General features: G+C 48.1%; 17 protein-coding genes and 1 riboswitch. Of the genes, 5 read left to right on the forward strand and 12 right to left on the reverse strand.

The genetic code is table 11. The features are described from left to right. Nucleotides 1–28: 28 nt before the first annotated feature. From CWI82_RS08970 to recC, 5 genes are all read right to left on the reverse strand, one after another. A complete protein-coding gene (locus CWI82_RS08970; RefSeq protein ID WP_130203278.1) occupies nucleotides 29–2,551 on the reverse strand; it encodes an acylase in 2,523 nt (840 codons plus the stop codon). A gap of 94 nt (nucleotides 2,552–2,645) precedes the next feature. Then, on the reverse strand, nucleotides 2,646–3,062 hold the full coding sequence (gene arfB, locus CWI82_RS08975; RefSeq protein ID WP_130203279.1) for an alternative ribosome rescue aminoacyl-tRNA hydrolase ArfB: 417 nt from the start codon (nucleotides 3,060–3,062) through the stop codon (nucleotides 2,646–2,648). After that, entirely contained in the window at nucleotides 3,055–4,989 is a 1,935-nt protein-coding gene (recD, locus tag CWI82_RS08980; RefSeq protein WP_130203280.1) for an exodeoxyribonuclease V subunit alpha, read from the reverse strand. The genes arfB and recD overlap by 8 nt, the downstream gene beginning before the upstream one ends. Then, complete coding sequence (gene recB / locus CWI82_RS08985) at nucleotides 4,989–8,603, reverse strand: exodeoxyribonuclease V subunit beta (protein WP_130203281.1); 3,615 nt, start codon at nucleotides 8,601–8,603, stop codon at nucleotides 4,989–4,991. The genes recD and recB overlap by 1 nt, the downstream gene beginning before the upstream one ends. Next, entirely contained in the window at nucleotides 8,600–12,064 is a 3,465-nt protein-coding gene (gene recC / locus CWI82_RS08990; protein ID WP_130203282.1) for an exodeoxyribonuclease V subunit gamma, read from the reverse strand. Before recC ends, recB begins: the two co-directional genes overlap by 4 nt. Nucleotides 12,065–12,195: 131 nt before the next feature. Here recC and CWI82_RS08995 point away from each other — a divergent pair, with 131 nt between their 5' ends. The 4 genes from CWI82_RS08995 to CWI82_RS09010 all read left to right on the forward strand — a co-directional run bounded on the left by CWI82_RS08995 (nucleotide 12,196) and on the right by CWI82_RS09010 (nucleotide 14,605). After that, nucleotides 12,196–12,726: a beta-lactamase hydrolase domain-containing protein gene (locus CWI82_RS08995; protein ID WP_165383910.1), complete on the forward strand. Its 531-nt coding sequence runs from the start codon at nucleotides 12,196–12,198 to the stop codon at nucleotides 12,724–12,726. A 73-nt stretch (nucleotides 12,727–12,799) separates the two neighbouring features. Then, nucleotides 12,800–13,729: an oxygen-dependent tRNA uridine(34) hydroxylase TrhO gene (gene trhO, locus CWI82_RS09000; protein ID WP_130203283.1), complete on the forward strand. Its 930-nt coding sequence runs from the start codon at nucleotides 12,800–12,802 to the stop codon at nucleotides 13,727–13,729. A gap of 81 nt (nucleotides 13,730–13,810) precedes the next feature. Next, nucleotides 13,811–14,284: a Dps family protein gene (locus CWI82_RS09005; protein ID WP_092857112.1), complete on the forward strand. Its 474-nt coding sequence runs from the start codon at nucleotides 13,811–13,813 to the stop codon at nucleotides 14,282–14,284. A 123-nt stretch (nucleotides 14,285–14,407) separates the two neighbouring features. After that, nucleotides 14,408–14,605 (forward strand): DUF3185 family protein, encoded by a 198-nt coding sequence (locus CWI82_RS09010; RefSeq protein WP_092857114.1) that lies wholly within the window; start codon nucleotides 14,408–14,410, stop codon nucleotides 14,603–14,605. Between the two features lie 61 nt (nucleotides 14,606–14,666). Here the strand turns inward: CWI82_RS09010 and CWI82_RS09015 are convergent, their stop codons facing one another. The 6 genes from CWI82_RS09015 to ubiD all read right to left on the reverse strand — a co-directional run bounded on the left by CWI82_RS09015 (nucleotide 14,667) and on the right by ubiD (nucleotide 21,804). Beyond that, a complete protein-coding gene (locus tag CWI82_RS09015; protein WP_092857116.1) occupies nucleotides 14,667–15,992 on the reverse strand; it encodes an MFS transporter permease in 1,326 nt (441 codons plus the stop codon). 24 nt (nucleotides 15,993–16,016) lie between these two features. Beyond that, nucleotides 16,017–16,799: a phosphotransferase gene (locus CWI82_RS09020; protein ID WP_130203284.1), complete on the reverse strand. Its 783-nt coding sequence runs from the start codon at nucleotides 16,797–16,799 to the stop codon at nucleotides 16,017–16,019. Next, nucleotides 16,781–17,347 carry a nicotinamide riboside transporter PnuC gene (gene pnuC, locus CWI82_RS09025; RefSeq protein ID WP_092857120.1) on the reverse strand — a complete coding sequence of 189 codons (567 nt, stop codon included), beginning with the start codon at nucleotides 17,345–17,347 and terminating at the stop codon, nucleotides 16,781–16,783. The genes CWI82_RS09020 and pnuC overlap by 19 nt, the downstream gene beginning before the upstream one ends. A gap of 13 nt (nucleotides 17,348–17,360) precedes the next feature. Then, nucleotides 17,361–19,433: a TonB-dependent receptor gene (locus CWI82_RS09030; protein ID WP_130203285.1), complete on the reverse strand. Its 2,073-nt coding sequence runs from the start codon at nucleotides 19,431–19,433 to the stop codon at nucleotides 17,361–17,363. A 55-nt stretch (nucleotides 19,434–19,488) separates the two neighbouring features. Beyond that, nucleotides 19,489–19,600: riboswitch (TPP riboswitch) on the reverse strand. A gap of 23 nt (nucleotides 19,601–19,623) precedes the next feature. Continuing rightward, complete coding sequence (gene fre / locus CWI82_RS09035; RefSeq protein WP_092857124.1) at nucleotides 19,624–20,322, reverse strand: NAD(P)H-flavin reductase; 699 nt, start codon at nucleotides 20,320–20,322, stop codon at nucleotides 19,624–19,626. Between the two features lie 15 nt (nucleotides 20,323–20,337). After that, on the reverse strand, nucleotides 20,338–21,804 hold the full coding sequence (gene ubiD / locus CWI82_RS09040; protein ID WP_130203286.1) for a 4-hydroxy-3-polyprenylbenzoate decarboxylase: 1,467 nt from the start codon (nucleotides 21,802–21,804) through the stop codon (nucleotides 20,338–20,340). Nucleotides 21,805–21,910: 106 nt separating this feature from the next. Between ubiD and CWI82_RS09045 the strand changes: the two genes are divergently transcribed. Continuing rightward, on the forward strand, nucleotides 21,911–22,900 hold the full coding sequence (locus CWI82_RS09045; RefSeq protein WP_130203287.1) for an endonuclease/exonuclease/phosphatase family protein: 990 nt from the start codon (nucleotides 21,911–21,913) through the stop codon (nucleotides 22,898–22,900). On the opposite strand, the gene rho is transcribed toward CWI82_RS09045, so the two are convergent. Continuing rightward, nucleotides 22,897–24,162 (reverse strand): transcription termination factor Rho, encoded by a 1,266-nt coding sequence (rho, locus tag CWI82_RS09050; protein ID WP_092857134.1) that lies wholly within the window; start codon nucleotides 24,160–24,162, stop codon nucleotides 22,897–22,899. The genes CWI82_RS09045 and rho overlap by 4 nt on opposite strands. Nucleotides 24,163–24,353 lie beyond the last annotated feature (191 nt).

Here is a 24,353-nt window from a genome sequence, read left to right on the forward strand (position 1 = left end):
CTGCCCTTTCGGTCTTCCGTAATAGTGATTAGCGCAAGCTAGAACCACTTAACGTCGCGGTGGTCGCCGCATTTGCCTCAATGTCCGCTTGTTGGAAATGCAGCGGACGTAATTGTGGTTGCTCAGAATACAACAAGGTTTGATCAAGATAATGATCAGACAATACGTTCGAACTTTGCGAGTAAGTTAACAGACCCTCAGCTACCGGACCTTCAGGCGTGAACTCCATCGCAAACATCCAGCTTGAGCCGTAGGTGATGTGGTATCCACCCGCTTCAGCACTCAAATCTGAACCAGGCAATAACGGATAACGATGACGAGGTAAAATCGTTCCGTCATTACTCATGTTGCTACGGAACACATTGAAGCCACCTTCAATGTTGTTCGCGCCACCCCATGGTAACTTCTGTCCTGACGGCGTGCCATCTGGATTACTACGTTCAACGAACTGCACACTGCCTAACGTGGCCGCAGGGTTCAGCCCAGCATCAACAATGCGCTGTTGCGCAGTTGCTAATTGCTGTAAGACAGTATTATTGGCTGCCAAGGTATTCGGCGTTGTCGTTGGTTGTTCAGCGTTATAAGCAACTTGCCATTGAGGATTGCGGTTAAACTCAAAAGCAAACTCACGGAACATCATCGCGCCCTGACTCTCAAGGTTCATCTTACCGTCCCACAAGGCCAAGGCGTCACAAGCTGGAGTCACAACAACTGTAGTGGAATCGGCCATGGTTACCGGCGTTGCCCCTTGCGTTTGGCACAGTGCCAGTAGATCACTCAGTACCGCTTCACCAAGATAATTGCGATTACCGATAAGGCGATCAACTAAGTCTTCGCGAGTAAAACGACCGTCGACCGAACCACCTTCCGCAAGCATCTTCTGACCTAAACGCGAACGCAGAGATTGCTGATTACCGACCGGCCCCCACAATGGTGATACCCCTTCAATCGGGGCTGCCGGGTTGGTTAACCAGAAGCTATCATTGGAGTTCTGCACAAAGTCATTACGTTCCAGTTGTGGTGCTTGCTCAAACGGCACTGTACCTTGTGGCATAAATGCACTGTCATCACCTGGGAAAATAAATAGCCCAGCTTGCTCAGTCAGCGTCTGATACAGTGGATTCTCAGCCCACATTGCCAACGCTTCTGGCAGAATATTGGGTACCGATGAACCATCCGTAAAGAATGCATTGCCCTGCGAATCAACCGCCATGGCATTGTTAAATACGGTACCCGTGTAATCAACGAATGTTTGTTTATAGGCATCAATGCTGTCGGCCATATTCATACCTAACCAGTGATCAAACAAATCATAGTTTGGTAGGTTCGCATCATGCAGTGCGTAGGCAACGTTCTGCCCAGTTGCGTCGGTGCCCCACGGCAGTGCGTTTGGAATCACAATGACGGGACCAAATTCACTGTAATAACTGGTTTTGCGCAACGTCATATAACTGTCTGCACCAGTTGCTACACGAATATCGTGTGTCTTGGTCGTCATCGGTACGCTTTCGCCATCAAGCATATAACTGGTACCTGATGCGTCGTTTGGGTCCAATGTTAACCGATGAATCGTGAAGCGCGACGCGGTTGAAAACGTATGGGTCCACGCCACATTTTCGTTAAAGCCAATATTGACGATACCTGGCATACCTGAAAGCGAACCACCAACTACTTTCAAATGCCCGGGCACTTCAATACCAAACTGCCAAAAACGCTGGTTTCCGGTATGTGGGAAGTGTGGATTCGCAATTAGCATGCCCTGCTCAGTGGCACTCAGGTCGCTACCGATTGCCCAGCCATTTGAACCTGATTCAGTCGGGTTGCTATCAGGAATGCCGACCTTGCTGATATCAAAGTTTAGAGCAACTGGCTCACCTGAATCGGTGGTCACAAAGGTTTGGTTATTTGGGACGCCTAAGAACAATGGCCCGGTAAAGTTTGCCGCGCCTGGCAACAATGCGACGCCCTGTGCATAGGTCATCAGGTCAATTGGCGTGATATCTTGAACCCAAGGCTGGCCGGCACAAGTCGGATCCATATCTGCTTCAGACGTTTCATTAATATACTTGTTGTAACCGGCCGCGTAACCGGTCAGAAGCGCTTGCGCATTTTCGCTAATTTGCTCGAAACCAACTTCAGCGTTGGCACGAATACCGAGCGTCAAAAAGCCAAAGTCGGTGAGTAAATTCTCAGAGTCACCAGAACCAAGCACCGCGTCAGGACCAAAATAGAATGCACGCTTTGAGTTAAACTTCACAATTTGATCGGCGAGGATACATAAATTATCTTGCGCAAACGCATAGCCAACACCGAAGCCTAGGCTTTCCATATTGTCAGCTTTTACATACGGCACGCCGTAATTTGTCCACGTGATATCCGCACTGAGATTGCCACTCGGAGCAAAAGCGACTAACCCCGTCGGTGGGGGCGATACTGGAACAATAGGTTCTTCATTGGTACTTGAGCTATCGCCACAAGCCGAGAGTAATAAAACACCACTGGCTAACACCAAAGGCGTGAGTAAGTTTAGCTTTTTAGTTTTAATTTTCATGAGCTTGCCTGGTTGTTCTGAGAAAATACGTTTGTATAAATCATGTAAACAACAGCAGTATGGCTTGAACTGGTCGGAGCTGCAAGTTCAAAAATTAGTCAACTTTTCCGCGCATTGCTTTAATCGATGCACGCTTTTTCTTCGCATCCACGCGGCGTTGCTGCGCCGCCTTCGAGGGCTTGGTAGGAATGCGCTTTTTGCGGGTTGCGCTGACACTACGAACTAATGCGACGAATTGCTCGAGAGCCAGTTCTCGGTTGGTTAACTGGCTGCGGGTTTCTTGGCATTTAATAATAATTTTGCCACTTTGCGTGATGCGATGGTCACGCAATGCCAGTAAGCGCTCTTTGTACATATCTGGTAGTGACGAGGCATTAATATCAAAGATAAGCTGTGCTGCCGTGGATACTTTATTCACGTTTTGCCCGCCAGCACCTGACGACCGAATAAATTGCCATTCGATTTCACGCTCAGGAATCGTCACACGCTGGGATATTTGAATCTCACCCATTAGCTAAACCTCCGCTGCGCTGAATACGACGTTCTACCGCTTTTAACACCAGCTGCGGCTGTGCGCATAGCAGCGTAAACTGTTCTTTGGCACGCGTAATCCCAGTGTATAACAGCTCTTTGGTTAAAATCGGGACATCATGATCCGGTAAAATCATTACCGTATGCGTAAACTCCGACCCTTGCGATTTATGAATGGTCATAGCGAAAGCGGTATCAACTTGTGTCAGACGACTCGGGAGTAGCCAACGGATTCCACCTTCGGCGGTTGGGAAAGCTACCCGTAATGGTTCATCCGACGTGCGGCGTAAAGCAATACCAATATCACCATTGCGCAAATCAAGGCTGTAATCATTGTGTGTCACCATTACCGGGCGCCCCTCAAACCAACCATGTTCAGCCGCTTGATCACCAAACAACCAATAGCTAATGCGTTGATTAAACTGATGCATGCCCCAGTCACCTTCACGCACAGCTGTTAGCAATTGAAATTGCTCCAATTGTTTGAGTATGCCCTTCGCCCAAGTATCGATGACGACTTCGTCAGCGCTATCAGGTCGTTGTTGCAGCAGTTGTAGTAACGGCGCATAGCCTTGCTCCACTAACTGCTGAACCGCTGGATGATTCGCCCGCGGCACGGCACGCATGCGAATGTTATCAAATTCGACATGAGCGGCTGCCATCGCATCGCTATCGTGCAGCCATTGCGCTAACCAGCCACATTGTTGGCGATTCACTTCATCTGCTAACTTACCAATGCCCTTATTCGGGTCAAAGCGTCGGCTCTCGTGAAACATGGTGGTGTGCTGTAGATACCGCCAACTTTCTCCGTTTGGATCGGTTTTATCGAACGGCAATGCAACTTCAGTGGTTTGATTCAACCATGCAGTCAACTCTGGCGTGTAATGGCCTTGTTCGGCTTGTTCACATAACTGCCCCAAGATAGCGCCAGCTTCAACCGAGGCGAGCTGATCTTTGTCACCTAGTAAAATGAGTCGTGACCGCGCCGGCAAAGCATTCACAACCGCAGCCATCATCTCAATATCGACCATGGAGGCCTCATCAATAATCAGTACATCGGCATGCAGTGGGTTGTCTTGGTGATGACGAAAGCCGCGACTATTCGGCACTGTGCCGAGCAGTCGGTGTAGCGTGACAGCCTCGGTTGGAATATCCGCTTTGACATCGTTTATCGTCTTGAGCGTATTCAACTCGTTACTTATTGACTCACTCATTCGCGCAGCGGCCTTACCGGTTGGTGCTGCTAAGCGAATGCGCAACGGCTGTTGGTGCCCACGCAGCTTTTGTAACGTGGCTAGAAGTCGCACGACCGTATAGGTTTTTCCAGTACCAGGGCCACCGGTTACAATAGTAAATCGACTACGCATCGCCATCGCACACGCGGTGCGTTGCCAACTTATCGACTGTTGCCTCCCAAACAACTCGTCTAAAACCTGTTTCAACTGGTGCACATCAACTGGCTGAATTGACGCCATTCGGGCGGCTAGGTCAGCTTTAATTTGTTGTTCATAACGATAATAACGGCGCAAATACAAACGCTGTTGTTCAAGTACTAGCGGACTATTGGTTTGATTCACCGCCACCGAGCTGATTAATGCCTGCATAGCGCTATCTTGGTTCGCCAACGCTGGCACACTGGCTAACAGTTGCTGTGGCGTTTGACACTCTTGCAGACTTTCCAAGGTTGCATGTTCAGCTGGCAGATCAAGCGTCTGTTCGGGGGTAACATAGAGTTGATTTAGATCAAGGCATGGATGCCCGCGCCCTAATTGATAACTGGTTAGTGCCGCCAATAACACGGTCGCTTGGTCATCATCACCGAGTTGTTGCGCCAACTGTTGCGCCAAACTTAAATCAATGGCTCGTATCCAGCCATGCCGATACCACAGTTGCAGTTGCTCTAGCATTACTGCACCTCCGCTTCGGTGAATAACTCAGCTAATTGCATAATCAATTGCCGTGGCGGCTTGTCAAAAAATACGCCAGCTGAAGGCGCCTCGATTCCACGTAAGAATAGGTAGACTGCCCCACCAATATGGTCATCATAATCATAATCTTCGCCCAACCGCACCGTTAAGAGCTTATGGAGCGCAACCAAATAAATGACATATTGCAGGTCATAACGGCTACTGAGAATTTTATCGCGCATTGCCTTCTCAGTATAAGCGGCTTCATTTGGTCCCAGATAATTCGATTTGTAGTCAGCGACGTAATACTTACCGTCATGCTCAAATACCAAATCAATAAAGCCTTTTAACATACCGTTGAGTTGCATCGGCAAAACTTTCGGACGATCGTGATCGGCAAGTACATGTTGTCGCACCAGCGCATCAATTGATTGTGCATCAAGGTGCGGCGCCGGAAACCAAAACTCGGGTTCGGCTTTCACTTGTTGTAAATTGACTAACGCCAGTTGGGTATCAGCAACCTGCATTGGCGTGGCAAGCATGGCGACTAACCAACGTATCAACACGGTTTGGTGACTTGCCCAAGGCTCGAGTTGCGTGCGCTCATGCACGAATTCACGCAACCGATCCGTGTCAGTATGCAACGCCGCAAACCCTTCATCCGCAGCGTCTTCCAATAAATTGTGCAGAAATGTACCGGCGTCAGCCCCTTTCGGAAAACTGTGTATGGTCTCGCGCTGTGGTGCTGCTTCCTGCTCAGGGATTCGGTCGTACTGCTCCTCCAAGGCATTCGCGCTATCAACATCATCCACCGCAACCCAATCACCATATTTCAATGCGCTATAGCTTGCAACCCACCAGTTTTCAAACCGAAAACCCTCGGGCATCTGGCAATAATCAATTGCCGGTTCAGTTGATTGCGGTGGCTCATAAAGTGTTTGCGGCACGTCGTCATGAATATCCTGACGCTGACAATGCGGCGGTGGTGTCCAGTCGCTCAAGTTCAACTTGTCACCACCACTGAGAACATAATTTATCGCAGTGTCGGGAAGAGTATTAAAAGGCGCTAACCCGACATAGGTTGCGAATTGCGCACGAGTAACAGCTACATAGAGCTTACGAATGTCTTCTTCAAGGCGCTCTTGATCAAGTTTTGCAGTAATCGTGTCATCGTCACCTGCCAGTGCAACCTGTATGTTGCCGTCACTGTCATGGTAGACGGCTGGGAACTTAATCCGTTTATCCTTAGTTTTGGTACATGCAATAAAAGGCAGATAAACCAGTGGATACTGCAACCCTTTGGATTTGTGGATAGTAATCACTTGTACCAGTTGACTATCACTTTCCAACCGCACTTGCTGCTCTTTCGCGTCAGTGCTATTGCCTTCTCGTGCCATTTCAATATGCTCGGCTAAATAGCGCAAAATGCCCGACATCCCTTCACTAACTGCCGCATGCTGCTGTAATAGCTCGGTCATGTGTAGAAGGTCGGTAAGTTGTCGCTCACCATCTACTTCGCGAAGCAATCGCGCTGGTACATCATAGTCGTGCAACAACCGCTGAATAAGCGCCAAAATACCATGCTGTTGCCAGCGCTGATGATAGCTCCAGAAACGCTCAGCAAAGCTATCCCAAAGTAATTCATTATTCAGTGTTTGGTCGATTTCATGTAGTGATAACGCAAATAATTGACTCACCAGTGCTGCCCGCAGTAACCGTGGATCACGCGGTTGCGCACAAGCTTGCAGCACCCGTAACAACTCCACCGCCAGTGGACTACTAAATACCGAATCGCGGTCAGACAAATAAACACTCTGGACCCCACGTTCGCGCAAGGCTTGGCGAATGATTTTGGCCTCGGTGCCACTATTGACCAGAACCGCGATGTCACTCGGTTTCACCCGCTCTAATTTGTCGTTTTCAACAAACCCAGCTTGCGGATTATTCAGTAGCTGCACGATATGTTCGGCGTGCCAATTGGCCATAATCGTATTGAGATTCGCGTTATTTTGCTTGGCCTCGCTGGCAAAACAATCAAACTGTAGCGCCTCAGGTGAAACACCGTTAATTTCAAAACGCTGTTTTAAGCCATTCGCCGCAACTGGCACAAACGGTAAGGGGTCATCGCCGGAATTCGGATCACGGAAATGAAATGGCCCATGCGGCGTATCCTGCGCTTCTAAAAATAACGCATTGCTGGCATCCACCATTGCTTGAGTCGAGCGATAGTTTGTGGCCAAGGTGTAGTGACGCCCGGCTGTCGCTACACGAGCTTTTAAATAAGTGTGAATGTCGGCATCACGAAAAGAATAAATGGCCTGTTTGGGGTCACCAATCAAAAATATACCCGTTTCATTGTGCGGATGCTCCAACTGATAGACTTTATCGAAAATCGCATACTGAACTGGATCGGTATCCTGAAATTCATCCACCATCGCAATCGGAAATTGCTGCCGAATCGTCGTCGCAAGCGCGTCACCAAACTCACCATGTAGCGCGAATCGTAACCGCGTGAGCATATCGTTAAAACCCATTTCGGCGCGCTGCTGTTGCAACTTCGCAAAGCGTTTCTGAAACCACCTTGCAGCGTGTTGTAATAATCCTGAACGCGGCGTGGGAATTTGTTCATAGGCTGAGCGAAGCTCGGTAAAGTGTTGCCATAATAAATGTTCTGGCAACTCGCCTTTCACACACTCCTGTAGCCCTTCAACTGTCAAACGGTCCCATCCGGATACAGGTTCCAACGTCGGCACCAGCGGCGCGTTCGGTTGTGAGAGAGAGTTAGCCCATTCGCGCAACTGAACCAACCATTTCACAATGGAGTCGGCACGCATCTTCTGACCATTGAGACGTTTTTCATCGCGCAACCTTGCAAGCATTAATTCGCCATCATCAATCCATTGGTGCCAGTTCAACTGATGAAACTTATCGCGAATGTGCTGTTGCGCCTGCACGGTATTCTGTAACACAACCGCCGGTTCTGGTATTCCTTCAGGTTGGCCGTGATTCAAAATAGGTTTCACCGCCTTTAATAAGGCTTCGGGATCAGCAAATTCCTTGGTCACCAGCTGATATTGTGTGATTTCAGTTTCCGAGAACGTACTGATATAAGTGCGCCAATAATCTTCACTCACTTGCTGCCAGAGTGCTTGCGTATCGGTGTTTAATTGCTGGGTAAATAGGCTACCGCTGGCAAATGCATGTTCTCGAAGCATACGGTTACACCAGCCGTGAATGGTATGCACCGCTGCTTCATCCATTGCCTGAGCCGCTAAATCAAGTAACCGCGCATAGCGCGCTAAGTCATGCTCGGCGTAACTCTTTTTCAACGCCCGCAGAAACTCATCACCTGAATCTATCTCGTCACGAAAGAAGGCAGCCGCTTGACTCAGGTTGGCGCGAATACGGTTGCGTAGTTCTTCTGTCGCCGCATCCGTAAACGTCACAACCAGAATTTCATCTGGGGTATAACAACGCGAACATTCATGTCCCAATATTAAGCGTAAATAAAGCGCGGCAATCGTGTAGGTTTTACCGGTACCGGCACTGGCCTCAATCAGTCGACTCCCGACTAATGGAAAAGTCAGCGGTACCAGTTTATTGATTGCACTCATGCGTGTTCCTCCGCTGTTGGCAAGCTCTCAAATACATGCTGCAACATCGGTTGATAAAGCGCTTGCACCATCGCATTGAAAGTTTCCGCTGCAGTTAAACTCGCATAATCCGGAAAATAACGTGCGGTATATACCGCCACAAACTTCTGCGCAGTTTGGTTATAACCACCGTTGTCATAAAACTCCTGTGCCTTATCATGTAGCGCATCAAGGCTGTCGTTTAAGGTGGCTTGCTGCCAATCCTTGTGATTTTCTTTAATTCCTTCAAACGCGGTTTTTATCTCTAGTGGCAGTGGTTCCTGCAATCCGCGATAAACCCACTGCATCAACGTCGTTAACAGCGCTATCGCTGATGCTTGCGTTATTGGTGCAAACTGAATCATACCTTCGCGCCCGAGCAAACAACTATGCGTTGCTTGATGGCTATTCAACAACAAGTGCTCGACCCACAATTGCACCGTATGCTCAGGTCGTGGGCGGTAGGCTTTGCGTTTATTATCAACAATCACCGATGGCGTTACTTGCAACCAAAGATGCTCGCCCGAACGATTTTTTTGCAGAGTGGGAAACGTCGCTTCCAGACTCAAATCATGATCAAATTGTTGGGTAATTTGTAGCGTGTCCACTGGCTCTGGATAGGCTATCAATAGTTCATTCGCCCGCTCCAATAAGCCTTGTGTATCAGCAAGTAAGTTTTCTCGCATTAACCTTCCCGAAGCGCCAATGGGCAGTTCTCCAGCACGTTGATAGCGCGCGAGCATGGCGATAATTGTGGCTTCAGCACTGCTCACATCGTGCTCATCACGTAACTGGCGTAATACTTGATGCAACGTTGGCTGTAGCAACTGCCAACGTTCTAAACCGGTCAAGGCAAAGCGTTCCTCGTCACGAAGCGTATGCGTTTGTTCTTGCAAATAGGTATTCAGGCGAACCTGCGTGAACAATTTGGCTGACTCTTTCAGGAAGTCGCTCACCTGTTTCACGGTCAGTGCACGCGGCGGCAACCATGCACTTAATTCGCCAACAGCGGGCGCTGCCGTTGGCTCACCATGATGCACCACATGCCACTCTTCAGCGAAACTAAATAAACCGTTTGATTGTGGTTGTGACGCTTGGAAATAGGCGCGATGAAATGGTTGCAATCGATGCTCAATAATCCACGGTGATTGATCGCGTCGCTTTCCATAAACTTGTTGAATATGTTCAAGCAATTGACTGACGAGAACTGACGGTGGCTTTTCGCTATTGTCACGAATATTGCGCCCTTGCCAGCTGATATAAAGCAACTGTTGCGCGGCTAAAATAGCTTCAAGGAATAAATAACGGTCATCTTCGCGACGCGATCGATCGCCTGGACGATAATCGTGCGCCATCAGGTCAAAATCGAACGGCTTTTGTGTGCGCGGATAATCGCCGTCATTCATGCCCAACAAACAAACATATTTAAATGGAATAGCGCGCATTGGCATTAACGTGGCGAAGTTCACTCGCCCCGCTAAAAAACGTTGATTCAAGCTTGGTTCATCAACCTGACTCAGCCAACTCTCAAGGACCACGGTGATACTAACAGGTATCTCCAGGGCGGCGCTTTGGGTAGCATCAAGCCATTGCTGCAACCGCTGCTGCAGTTTATTCAACAACACCACATCGGCGTCAGCTTCAGGCAAAAACAGACGCCCTAGCAAATCATTCAAATAACTCGCCCACTGTGCTGGGGTACGCGGCTGACTGGCTTGTTCAAAGTGTTCATTTATTACCATCAAAAATTGTTGTAATGCACCGACAATGTCAGCATCGAGCCCGCCGACGTCGACCAGCGGCTCAATATTTTGCCAACCTGGTGTAAACCCTTCAGTGGCTCCGACTGCATAGCCAAATAGCATGCGTTGCAAGCCAAACAACCAAGTATTTTGCCGCACAGGTGGCAACCCCAATTGCTGACGGTGTTGTTCATCGAGTGCCCAACGCACGCCTGATGCGTCAATCCAGCGTTGTAACGTCGCTAGTTGGTCTTCGCGTAATCCAAAACGTCGCTGAATTGCGCTGACTTGCAGTAAATCGAAGAGTTCACTGGCGCTGGCACGTTGCTGGCTTATGGTTAATACATATTCGAGCGCAATGAGCATCGGGTGCTGATGTCGCGCACCTTGATCGGCCAGACTATAGGGAATGTAGCGTGTATCGCTGCGCTCGTAACGACCAAATACCGCATCGATGTGCGGCGCGTACTGATCAATGTCTGGCACCATGACCATCACATCGCGAGGCTTGAGGTCTGGGTCAGCAGCAAATCGCGCTAACAGCTGATCATGCAAAATTTCGACCTCACGCTGCGGGCTGTGGGCACAATGAAATTGTATGGCGCCGTCATCTAAGCTCACGTTCTGCCATTGTGTCTGCGCTTCACTGGGTGAATTGAGGTGCAAGATATCGTAACGAATGGCATCTAAAATAGATGGCTGGTCAGGCACTGGTTGCTCAAATAAATCAAGTTTTAGCGCGGGAAACTCAGGGCGCAATTGATCGGTTTCATCAAAGGAATCTAATAAACGAATATAGTCACGCCCTTGCTTGCCCCACGACGCCAACAACGGGTGACTGTATGCGTGTAATTCATCGGGATTAATTGACTGCTGATGACGACGTTGCTGGCGCGCTTTGACTTCTTTATCGTAAATATCTTTGCCGTCAATAATATCAGCCCAGTAATACTGACATGGGTTGTGGACACAGAGAACCACTTGAGTGAAGCGACTCAATGCCTGTAAAACTTCAAGCGTTTGCTTCGGTAAACTTGAAATGCCAAATACGATAACTCGCGGCGGCAAGGTGTGTGGACGTTGCTGCGCACTACGTTGACGACAACTTTCAATAAATTGTTGATGCAAGTACGCGCGGTTGTTCCAGCGCGAATCACCGACATCAGCTAAGAGGTAACGCCACAGCTTGGGTTGCCAAGCTTGTTCATCAGTTGCCGCCATGGCGCCGCCGTTAGCCCAATCACTCAGCCAATCAGCACGATAGATTTGGTATTGGTCATATAAATCGGCGAGGCGTTCGCTGAGCTGAAAACACTTACGTTGGTCTTGATCATCAGCCATATAACGGCGTAGCGGGGCGAAGTCAGGTTCATCTAAATGCTCTGGAAGCAGGCGCAAAATTCGCCATGTTAGTCGGTCTTTATCAAATGGCGAGTGCCGTGGCAGATCGTGTCCCAAAATTGCCCGATAGGCTTGCCATTGAAAGCGAGCCGGCAACGTCACATCAACCATCGCGGCTATACCCAAGTCACGCGCTAAGTGTTGTTTGAGCCACTGTGCAATACCATTCGATTGCACCAAAATCGTTTCGTTGTCTAATGCTCCGATAGGATATTGTCGATTAATTGAAATCACCAGATCAGTTAAATCCTGTAACCGATGGCTATGGGCGACAATAAATCCTGGGGTAAGCTGACTCATGACTGTTCCTCTGCATGTGTAGTTGTCATCCTATCGAAATACCGCATCTGAAACCAGCCAAATCAAAAGTGATCTTCTGCTGTAATGTCGCTATATTTACAGCAATTCAAACCTGCGTATGGAGTCTTATCATGCAACGCGTTTATCTCTTCGTAATATCGCTTATATGTGTCCTGTTTTTATCCGCTTGTGACGAACAACAACCGGTAAATAAGATTCCTGTGGGCGTGGCTGATGTTCCCAATATTCATCACCCGAACGAGCAACACTTCACCTCCGGTAAACCTTCAAAAGATGATTTGGTGAAATTAAAAGAACAAGGTGTAACTGCTGTCATTAATCTGTTGACTGACGATGACATGAACAACGACGATCAAGAGGCGCGCTGGGCACAAGAGCTCGGCCTTGATTATTATCGCGTCCCGGTTGGTGGCCCTAGTGATCTCACTCGCGCTAGCGTCGCAGATTTTGATCGAGCCTTGGCCGCCACGGCAAACCAAACGACCCTCATCCACTGCGCCAGTAGCAACCGGGTTGGCGCCATGATGGCGTTACATGCAGCTTGGTACGACAACGCCTCGAACGAAGCAGCGTTGCAAACCGGTCGTGACTATGGGCTCAAGAGTCTCGAGACACCCGTACAAAAACTGCTTAACGAATAAAATTGTGGTAGAATGCGTGCGCAAATTTTGACCTCGGATTTACGATCCGAATCGCCAAAGAAGGAAATAACAGATGTATATTTGCGCCGCACTCTACAAGTTTGTGGAATTTAATGAATTTGAAGCTTTTCGTGAGCCACTTTATAACTGCATGATCAACAACGATGTGAAAGGCACGTTGTTGTTAGCTCGAGAGGGCATCAACGGTACCATTTGTGGCACCCGCAAAGGTATCGATAATGTGTTAGCGTTTATTCGCAGCCAAGAAGCATTTGCGGATACCGAGCACAAAGAGTCTCCGAGCGATAAACAAGCGTTTTATCGCACCAAAGTGAAACTCAAAAAAGAAATCGTCACCATGGGTATCGATTGGGTTGACCCGAAAAACGTTGTGGGCACCTATGTTGAGCCAAAAGATTGGAACGATTTGATTCGTGACCCAGAAGTTCTTCTGATTGATACGCGCAACGATTACGAGTATGCCGTGGGTACCTTTGAAGGTGCAATCAATCCCAAAACGGACTCTTTCCGCGAATTTCCACAGTACGTTAAAGACCATCTCGATCCGGAAAAACACAAAAAAGTCGCAATGTTCTGTACCGGTGGTATTCGCTGCGAAAAATCGACAGCTTATTTGAAATCCATTGGTTTCGACGAGGTATATCACCTCAAAGGTGGCATTCTGAAGTACTTAGAAGAAGTACCAGAAGAAGACACCAGTTGGAATGGTGATTGCTTTGTTTTTGATCAGCGCGTCACTGTGCGTCATGGCTTACAGCAAGGTGATTACGATCAATGTTACGCCTGCCGTATGCCGATCACTGATGAAGAAAAGCAGTCAGAACACTACGTGAAAGGTGTGAGCTGTCCACATTGTCATGACAAAACCACTCCGGAGCAAAAGGAGCGGTTTGCTGAGCGCGAAAAGCAAATTCAACTAGCGAAAAAACGTGGTGAGCAACACATCCGCGATGGCAAAGTCGATGAGCTCAATCGGGTTTAATTGTTGTTCGTTGTGGCTTGAAATAGTCTATACTCGTTCATAGATACAACTTATAAATTAAATTCAAACAAGGAGTTAATCATGCAACAGTTGAATGTAATTGGTATTGACCAACATCACGCGGAACAACTTGCCGAGCGTTTAAACCAACTTTTGGCGAACTATCAGGTGATGTACATGAATGTTCGTGGCTTTCATTGGAACATCAAAGGTCAGGAATTTTTCGAGCTGCACGTCAAGTTTGAAGAAACCTACAATGACTTGTTGCTGAAAGTTGATGAAATCGCTGAACGTATTCTGACACTAGGTCAGCGTCCGTTGCATGCTTACTCGACTTACATCAAGGCGAGTGAGATTCAAGAAGCGAAAGATATTCACGACGGTAAAGCTTGTGTACGCGAAATTCTCGACAGCTACCGTGTGATCATTCGCTTGCAGCGCGAAATTCTTGAGATTGCTGGTGAAGCCAGTGATGAAGGGACTGCGTCATTGATGAGCGATTACATTAAAGAGCAAGAGAAAACGTCGTGGATGTTAACCTCCTACTTAGGTTAATCCGCTCTAAATAAAACGGCCGCGCTTAATGCGCGGCTTTTTTATACCTTTCGCAAAGTTTATTATTTTTGCTATGCTGAATCAGTAGTACCTTAATCCATGAAAATAAAAAGGAAAAATTCGATGAACAAAGTCATTGGAATCGTTCTATTAGTGGTAGGTGTTATTTTGCTTTATTTTGGTTGGGAAGCGTATAACTCAGTTGCCTCTGAAGCGACTCAAGCGCTTACTGGCGAAACAACCGATGAAGCGATGTGGTATTTAATTGGCGGCGCGGTTGCCGTGATTGTCGGTTTGTATGGCGTCATTCGCGGCAAGTAAATCGCGGAAATTAACACGTCGTTAAGCCCAAAAATGAAGCGAGCCAAATTGGCTCGCTTTTTTAATTCTGTTGCACATTCGGCAAACTTAAAGCGCGCAATGCCGCAATAATGCCAAGCAAAACCAATAAGCTGATAACCGCCTCAACCCCTGCAAAGCTCTCAAGCACACCGAGTAAAATACCTAGCAATAGCACAATGCCAATCACCGTATTCGAAACGGCGGTAAATTGTGCGCGATTTTCTTGCGTCGCCATATCCACTAAATAGGTTTTACGGCCAACACGCGCACCGTGGTGCGCCACAGCGGCACTAAAAATGAGTAATCCAGCAAGCCACTGCTGCGCCAATAGCTCTGGCATCATCATATAAAGCGCTAGAGCCACCGCCATAACGAATGAGGCCATTGCTGCGGCAGCCGCCATAACATGATGACTGGCGCTATCAGACCATCGACCCCAAAACCGTCCCGCAAGCATTCCCGCTAACCCACTTGCTAACATCAGGCCACCCAGACTCGTTAAACTACCTTCGCCGCTACGTTGAATCATCACCACGATATATGGAATAGCAAAGGCTGACGCAACTAATAAAGCTCGGGTTAAAACAAATTGCCCAAAGTTTTTGTCTTGCCACAGCAAACGAATTGATTTCAGAGCTTCAACCAGCGCATTACCGCCGCCTTCAGTGGCGCCGGGTACTTCTGGAACACTGGCGTAAATAAGCGCTGCGGTAAACCATAGCAGTGCAGCAAAGCTCAATAACAGGATAAATAACCAAGCATCCCCTTCGCGTCCAATGTCGGTTACCTGCGGCGCGAAAATAATCACCAAAGCAGTGACCAACGAAAGCAATCCAGCCACTGAGGCAGCTAAGCCTGAGAGACGTCCACGCCGAGTTTTTGAAATGGTTTTACCTTGCACATCTTTAATAGCTACCGAACAGACGCCGCGCGACAAGCTAAACAAAGCCAACAAGATGACAATAGCCCAGCCTAATACGGTGCCTTCGGTCACAACAATTGCAACGACCATACCTATGAGCGTCGCAGCTTGACCAACGCTACCTACCACCCAGAACCATTTTCGAATCGGGGTTTGTCGCATTTGTTGCGCAATAAATAGTTGCGGTAGCAACGCCAAAGATTCCCGTAACGGCACTAACGCGCTAATGAATATGCTAGGTGCGCCCAGTGCTGTGAGCATCCAAGGCAAAACGAGGCGTGCGCTGACTAAGGAGTCGCCCAACTTCGTGAGTGTCAGTGACCATAAATGCGCCATAAACGCTTGCGGTTGATCGTTACAAGCACTCTCTGGGATATCTTTACAAACCCGAGCATCTTCATCCTCAGCTAACAATCCGTACATGCGGTCAGTAAGCTTAGACATAGACTCTCCTCGGGTGTGACACCGTTATAAATGATGATGTTGCAAATGATGATGTAATTCGTACCACAAGCGACTAATGGTTTGAGACAGTTCTAACCAATTGGCGAGATGCTGCATATCAATGCGTTCACCCGATGCACCTTCGTAAGCATTGATGAACGCGCGCTGTTCGCCGTGTTCTAATTGATTCACCTGAATACAATTGGCGAGATCAAAATAGCGTTCTCCAAGCCCAGAATATTCCCAATCAATCACTTGTGGCGGCTGGCTCAAGAATAGGTGATGAAAAGCGAGATCATTGTGACAGAACACTGGATTGTTGCCAAAGCTATCCAAGAGCTTGCGCTGTTGTTGCAATAACTTTTGAAACTGTCGAGCACGTTCCGGTTCATATTGTGCCAAATTGTCGCAATATCGTTGCACGCGGCAACGCAGCGACCACACTGGAACATCAACCGGTAAACGATGAATATGAGCACAAATTTCGCCTAAGCGTTGAATCTTCGTGCCCATCGATTTTTTGTCATGTGCTAAATCCGGCGTTTCTATAAACGCCTGTAGCATCAGCCCTTGTACCGGATCGTAATGCAAAACTTCTGGTGCTAGACCGTGATTGAATAGGATTTGCTGAACCGTCACTTCTTGATCGCGATCGAGACCGTAGGGGTGATCAAAGCGAAAGTGTTTGAGGACATAAACGCCGCTGGTTGCAGTAATTTTATACACATCGTTGGCGACTCCGCGTAACAACGGTTCGGTTTTCATCACGCCGTGTATTGGTAAATTTGTTAACCAGTGTTGTTGCATAATTCCTTTTGACTCCGACGCCAATTCCACATGGCATATAGTATCAGTACGATATAAATCGCAAAAAGCCCACTCGTTTTTTCAAAACCTTTGATGGCATATAAGTATATATACACACTATCAATCACCAACCAATATAACCAGTTAGAAAATAATTTCCGTGTGAGTAGCCATGTCGCAAACAAACTATACACCGTAGTAAAACTGTCTAACCACACTTGATCGGCGTTGGTATAGCGCCCCAACAACCAAGCACATGCGCTAGCTATCAGCGCCAGCAGAATAACAGCACGGGCATGCCACCACCACGAATACTCGGTGATGTCTTGCGCGGCAACCCGCGCCTGACCAAATCGCCATTGCCACCAGCCATACCCCGATAAAGCAACATAAATGGCTTGCAACCCTGCCTCCATGTACAGCTGCACTTGGAACATGAGCAAGGTATAAATTGCGCAACTTATAGCGCCTGCTAGCCAACACCAAACAGACTGGCGTGCTGCAAGCAATAAGTACAACAACGCAAAAGCAATGGCGATACTTTCCAATTTTCGCTCCCAATTACATTGCGTAGTTAAAAGTTATACCAACTCGACGTGGCTCACCCCACTGGACATAAGTTGTAGGCTGATATTCATCACGTGGGTCATTACCAAAATAGAATCCGCGTGTGGCGTAATCTTCATTCGTCAGGTTACGTCCCCAAAGCTTGATGTGCCAAGCATTCAATTGCCACTGCAAACTTGCATGTAATAGGCTAAAAGCATCGCTTTGGCTATTGTGCGAGTCAGAAAAGTAAAAACTATCTTTGCTGTCTATCTGCACGGTAGCGCTGATATCGTTATTGAACTGCCAATGAATACCGGTATTCACCTGATAGTTTGGTGCTTGAGCCTGATCGCGACCTTCCATATCAACGCCGTCTTCAGTCACAAAACCTTCAATTTTGGTATCTAATAAACCAACGTTGGTAAACCATGAAAGCTGTGGCGTCAGCTTCAAATTAAGCTCAGCTTCAAGCCCCTGAACTTTGCCTCCCGCCGCATTTTCAATGTAACCAATAAAGGTTTGGGCGCGATTAATCCAACTTTTCAGTTGCACATCGTCGCGATTTTGCGCAAACAGCGCGACATTTAATGACAGCGTATCATCGGCGTTAATGTACTTATAACCTGCTTCTAAGCTAGTCAGGTATTCCGGTGCAAAGCTCGAGCGCTGCAACAAAAACTCTTCGAGTTCCGGGTTATCTGTTGCTTTACCCAATGCTTCAGCGTTCACGCCGCCGGTTTTATAACCACGTGACCACGTGATATAGGCCATATGCCCTAGTGCTGGTTTATAGTTAAGACTAATTCGACCACCAACCATGGTGTCCTTGGGATTCACCGCCACAGCGTTGGAGTCTTGATAGGTGTTACGGTAACGCTCTAGGCGCAATCCGGTGATCAATTGCCACTGCTCAGAGAGGTTTTGCGTGACCTCTGCATAGAGTGCGTTACGTTTGCTCGCATAATCACTGACGAACATATCATCCATGTATGTATCCCAGTTCATAAATTCGCGTTTTAAGTTCTCAGTTCGATCGAGATAGTACCAGCCCACCACCCAATCGGTAGGTACGCCAAACATCGTTGCCGGCTGTGTACTGAGCCAACGAGCCTCAAAGGTTTGATCTTGGCGGTCGCGCCAATACGCGTCGGTCGATGAATATTCCCAACCTGGGGCGATACCGACATAACTCCAATCTTCATCGTAGCTATAGACCGTGTCGGCGCTCATGATGCTGTAACTGAGTACAGTTTCATGGGTATCCGCACCGGTATACGACAACGCCATGCGCGCCGCTTTCATGGTCGCATCGTCTTGACCTGGCTCATCCGAGAGCGTCTGACGGGTATTGTCGAGTGAAAACGCATCATAGCCATTATCTTGACGGTACAAATGCGCAGTTGAGCGCAATTGCCATGTATCGGCTAGCTCGGTCCACAAATTGAAACGAGCGATTCGCTCTGAACGTGATTGGGTGTCGTCACGCTGCAAATAAGTATTTTCGGTAAAGCCATCGTCAGCTTGCTGATACACACTCAGCCGAGCCCGTCCTAAAACGCCAAGTTCACCGCCAGCAGCAAAACCGCCTTCAACCGCACCATAGTTCGCTGCGCCGAGTTGCCAAAACCCATCAAACTGAGTGCCTGCTTGCGTGCTTTCGAGCACGAGCATACCGGCCATCCCATCCGCTCCGAAGCGCCCACTTTGTGGCCCACGATACACTTCCACTTGGCTGATATCGAATAACTGTGCAGCCTGACCTAAGCCGCTATAGTTGATGCCATCAATCAAGATGCCGACTGATGGATTAATCGGATCAACAAACTGACTACGTTCACCAATGCCGCGGATTTGTAAGAATCGCGCGCGTGAGCTGCCACTGGAAAAGTTAAGGTTTGGAATAATATTCAGCACCTCTTCCATGTGGGTGCCATGGCGTTGGCCAATCACATCAGAAGTAAGCACTGACACACTTGTTGGCGCTTCATTCACGTAAACAGATCGATATTGACCTTGAACCGCTATCCGTTCAATGGGGTCTTCGGAAGCAACGCTTGCAAGTAATAGTAAAGCAGGTGATAACATGGATTATTTCCTCAAAACTTAGTCAGAAACAATCCGGTCGGGCAGGTTTTATAATGGAGTAAATTGCTACCATCCCTACGCCAGTATTAACCGGATCAGGTGCAAAGGGTTTGCAAATTGCATCTCAGCCCAACCGATTATGCTGGCGGGCACCCCTTGGTAAATTGCGCGGCGAGTATAACAGACCTGGCTAGATAAACGCCAGTGCATCACCGTAAAGTTGTGACAACGGTAAACCTTGCGCATGAAACGCATCGCGGATAACGCGTACCATCTCAAAGCGCCCCGCTACGTAAATATCCGCTTCGTTAAGATCAGTTTGATCAGCCATCACCGCGTGATGCACAAGCCCCTGAGCTCCGTGCCATGTATCCGGTGCGTGCTCAACGACGGGGCAATAATGCATATTTTCGTGCTGCTCAGCGAGCTCTTGTAGTCGCTTATCTAAATATAAATCTTCCGGCTTGCGACCCCCCCAGTACAAAGTTACTGGGCGTGACGACTGGCTCCGTAAATGAGCTTGCAAGATAGACCAGGTGTAAGAAAAGCCAGTACCGCCAGCAATAAGAATGAGAGGTCGCTCGCTATCCTGACGCAACCACGCTTCACCTAATGGAGCTTCAATCGTAATTGAACCGGTATCACGCATTTTTTGCAAAACTTCCATCGCATACGGGTTATCTGCGGTCGCCCCAACATGCAGTTCAAGCTCGGAGGTCTTCGATGGGCAGGAAGCAATCGAAAACGGTCGTTTGTCCCGCTCACCCATAACCACTTGAATATATTGCCCAGCTTGGAATTCAATCGGCTCTGGTAGTGCTAACACAATGCGATACACGTTGGGCGTCAAATTTTCTATGGTCGCAACACGACACACGAGTTGTTTCATAACAGCGTTGTTTCCTTAAAGAATATCGAGTTCGTCCCACAACGCATCAACACGTTGCTTCACTTCAGCATCCATGACAATAGGTACACCCCATTCACGGTCAGTCTCGCCAGGCCATTTATTGGTCGCATCCATGCCCATTTTCGAGCCAAGACCAGATACCGGCGACGCAAAATCGAGGTAGTCAATTGGTGTATTTTCTACCAGAACCGTATCGCGTGATGGGTCCATGCGCGTCGTCATTGCCCAAATCACATCTTTCCAGTCACGAGCATTCACATCATCGTCGCAAACAATCACAAACTTGGTGTACATAAACTGGCGCAAGAAGCTCCATACGCCCATCATCACGCGCTTCGCATGGCCGGCATATTGCTTCTTCATGGTCACCACCGCGACCCGATAGGAACAGCCCTCGGGTGGCAGGTAGAAATCAACAATTTCTGGAAATTGCTTTTGTAGTAGCGGCACAAACACTTCATTTAGGGCGACGCCAAGTACCGCCGGCTCATCCGGTGGCCGTCCGGTATACGTGCTATGGTAAATAGGCTTTTCGCGCATGGTCACGTGAGTCACCGTAAACACGGGGAACTCATCAACTTCGTTATAGTAACCCGTGTGGTCACCATAAGGCCCTTCCGGCGCCATTTCATTCGGCGCAATGTAACCTTCTAGAATAATTTCAGCATGCGCCGGCACTTGTAGGTCATTACTAATACATTTGGCCACTTCTGTTTTTCCATCGCGCAGCAGGCCAGCAAATGCATACTCCGATAAACTATCTGGCACTGGCGTTACCGCGCCAAGAATCGTTGCCGGGTCAGCACCTAAAGCAACCGCTACGGGGAAATTTTCGCCAGGATGTGCGCGTTTCCACTCTTGGAAATCTAGCGCACCACCGCGATGCGATAACCAGCGCATAATCACTTTATTCTTGCCGAGTAATTGTTGGCGATAAATGCCCAAGTTTTGGCGTTCTTTGTGTGGCCCACGAGTTACCGTGAGTCCCCAAGTGATGAGCGGTGCCACATCGCCTGGCCAACAGTGTTGAATGGGTAGCTTGGTTAAATCAACATCGTCGCCTTCAAGCACAACCGATTGGCAGGGAGCCTTTTTCAGTTGTTTGGGTGACATGCTGAGTACTTTTTTGTACATCGGCAACATGTTAATCGCATCACGAAAGCCCTTTGGTGGCTCTGGCTCTTTTAAGAACGCTAAGAGTTTGCCGACATCACGTAAAGCCTCGACCGATTCTTGCCCCATACCCAAAGCAACACGCTCTGGCGTACCAAATAAGTTGGCTAGTACCGGAATATCATGCCCTTTCACGTTTTCAAATAGCAGCGCAGGGCCACCTGCCTTCAACGTCCGGTCGGCAATCTCAGTCATTTCAAGATAGGGATCAATTTCATGCTGTATGCGCTTTAACTCACCGCGCTTCTCTAACAACGCCATGAAATCGCGTAGGTCTTGATATTTCACTCGGGCTCTCGCTGTGGTTTATGTTTTACCAATAAGTCAGGGCGCAGTATAAATGTTTTTGTTATAGTTTTCAGCGCTGACTCGACGAACTCATAGGGATATCGAAATGCTGGCTTTTTGGATCATTACCTGCGTGACTGGTTTGCTGGTGCTAACCAGTTTATTACCGCGGTTGAACAAAACAATTTGGTGGGTCCGGGTATGGGACTTCCCGCGTTTGCAGCAAACTGCTGTTGCGTTGTTCCTATTAATAGCCAGTGCTATTTTTCTTCCTGCTGATCAACTGAGCACCTGGCTATTGATCGCGGCGCAATTAGCTTGCGGGGCTTGGCAATTTTGGTGGATTTTCCCATATACGCCATTTGCCCAACGCACGGTGAAACGATACAAGCGAAAGCGTGACGAAGCCAACGTAGACGAACACATTCGATTGTTAACCGTGAATGTGCTTGAGCCCAATCGTCGAGCCGTTGAACTCACTCAAATCATTAATAACCATCGCCCCGACGTTATTGTTGCGGTTGAAACCGACGAATGGTGGGAACAGCAGTTTCGGGATATTGAAGACGACCTACCTCACGTTATACGCAAGCCACAGAATAATTTATACGGCATGATGGTGTATTCAAAATGGCCCATGAGTAACATTGAAGTCACCGACTTAGTTCAAGCAGGCGTGCCTTCAATGCATTTTGATTTGCAATTACCGACGCGGGTCATACGAATGCACTGCGTGCATCCTGCCCCGCCAAGCCCAACCGAAAATGAGAAATCTAAACAGCGCGATAACGAATTAATGCTCGTTGCTGGCCAAGCGAAACGCGAGAATGGTCCGGTGATTGTTACCGGTGACCTTAACGATGTCGCTTGGTCCAAATCAACGCGTGCATTTATCGAAGAAAGTCAGTTACTTGATCCGCGAATGGGACGAGGAATATACAACACGTTTCACGCCAAAATACCGATCATGCGCTGGCCGCTTGATCACGTATTTCACAGCAATCACTTCATGTTGGTTGAGCTCAAACGGTTACCACCGTTTGGCTCAGACCATTTTGCTTTACTGACTGAGTTAGCTTTAAAAAGCGAAAACTAGCTCTTCTGGCGTTTCATCGCTTCGAAGAACTCATCGTTGGTTTTCGTCATCTGCAATTTATCAATGAGGAATTCCATGGCTTCGGTTTCGCCCATTGGGTGAACGATTTTGCGAAGAATCCACATTTTCTGCAGTTCATCTTGCGAGGTGAGCAACTCTTCACGACGCGTACCTGAACGATTGAAATCAATGGCTGGGAAAACACGTTTTTCAGCAATCTTACGGTTGAGGTGCAGTTCCATATTACCTGTACCTTTAAACTCTTCGTAGATGACTTCGTCCATCTTCGAGCCGGTATCGATTAACGCTGTGGCGATGATAGTTAAGCTACCACCCTCTTCAACATTACGCGCAGCACCAAAGAAGCGCTTCGGTTTGTGTAACGCATTGGCATCCACACCACCCGTCAAAACTTTACCTGAGCTTGGAATCACCGTGTTGTAGGCGCGTGCTAAACGGGTAATTGAATCCAGCAAGATAACCACGTCTTTCTTGTGCTCAACAAGACGTTTCGCCTTCTCAATAACCATCTCAGCAACTTGCACGTGACGGCTTGCAGGTTCATCGAAGGTTGATGCAACAACTTCGCCTTTCACCAAACGATGCATTTCGGTCACTTCTTCCGGACGCTCGTCAATAAGAAGTACCATCAATACGCACTCAGGATGGTTGGCGGCAATTGACTGGGCAATATTCTGGAGCAATAAGGTTTTACCCGCTTTCGGTGGCGCGACAATCAAGCCACGCTGACCTTTACCAATTGGCGATGCTAAATCGAGAACTCGCGCAGTAATGTCTTCGGTTGAACCGTTACCACGCTCCATACGCATACGTTCGTCAGCATGCAGTGGCGTTAAGTTTTCGAATAAAATTTTGTTGCGGGAATTTTCTGGTTTGTCGAAGTTAACTTCGCGGATTTTCAGGAGGGCAAAATAGCGTTCGCCTTCTTTCGGCGGTCGAATCTTTCCTGATACGGTATCGCCGGTACGCAAGTTGAAGCGTCGAATTTGGCTTGGTGAGACGTAAATATCGTCTGGGCCGGCCAAGTAAGACGAGTCTGCAGACCGCAAAAAGCCAAAGCCATCTTGCAAAATCTCGAGCACACCGTCGCCGTAAATATCTTCACCGCTTTTCGCATGTGCTTTCAAAATGGCGAAAATAATATCTTGTTTGCGCATGCGCGCCATGGACTCAAGGCCCATTGTGTCTGCGAGCTGAACAAGCTCGTTCACAGGTTTATTTTTTAATTCTGTTAGATTCATAGGGGGGTTATGACTTTTTTGGCCAATGGAAATAGTTACACGTTTATTCAGTTAAACCAGTTTATTAAATCAGTTCGGGATTTGACTGCTCGGTTGCCGGAAGGCTGGCATCCTGAAGAATTGTTATGCCAGAAAAGTAACACTTAAATGAAAAAACGTCCAGTTTTTCAGCTCATTTTGTGCAAAAGCTC

It is taken from the genome of Pseudidiomarina tainanensis, from assembly GCF_004214835.1.
GTDB lineage: Bacteria > Pseudomonadota > Gammaproteobacteria > Enterobacterales > Alteromonadaceae > Pseudidiomarina > Pseudidiomarina tainanensis.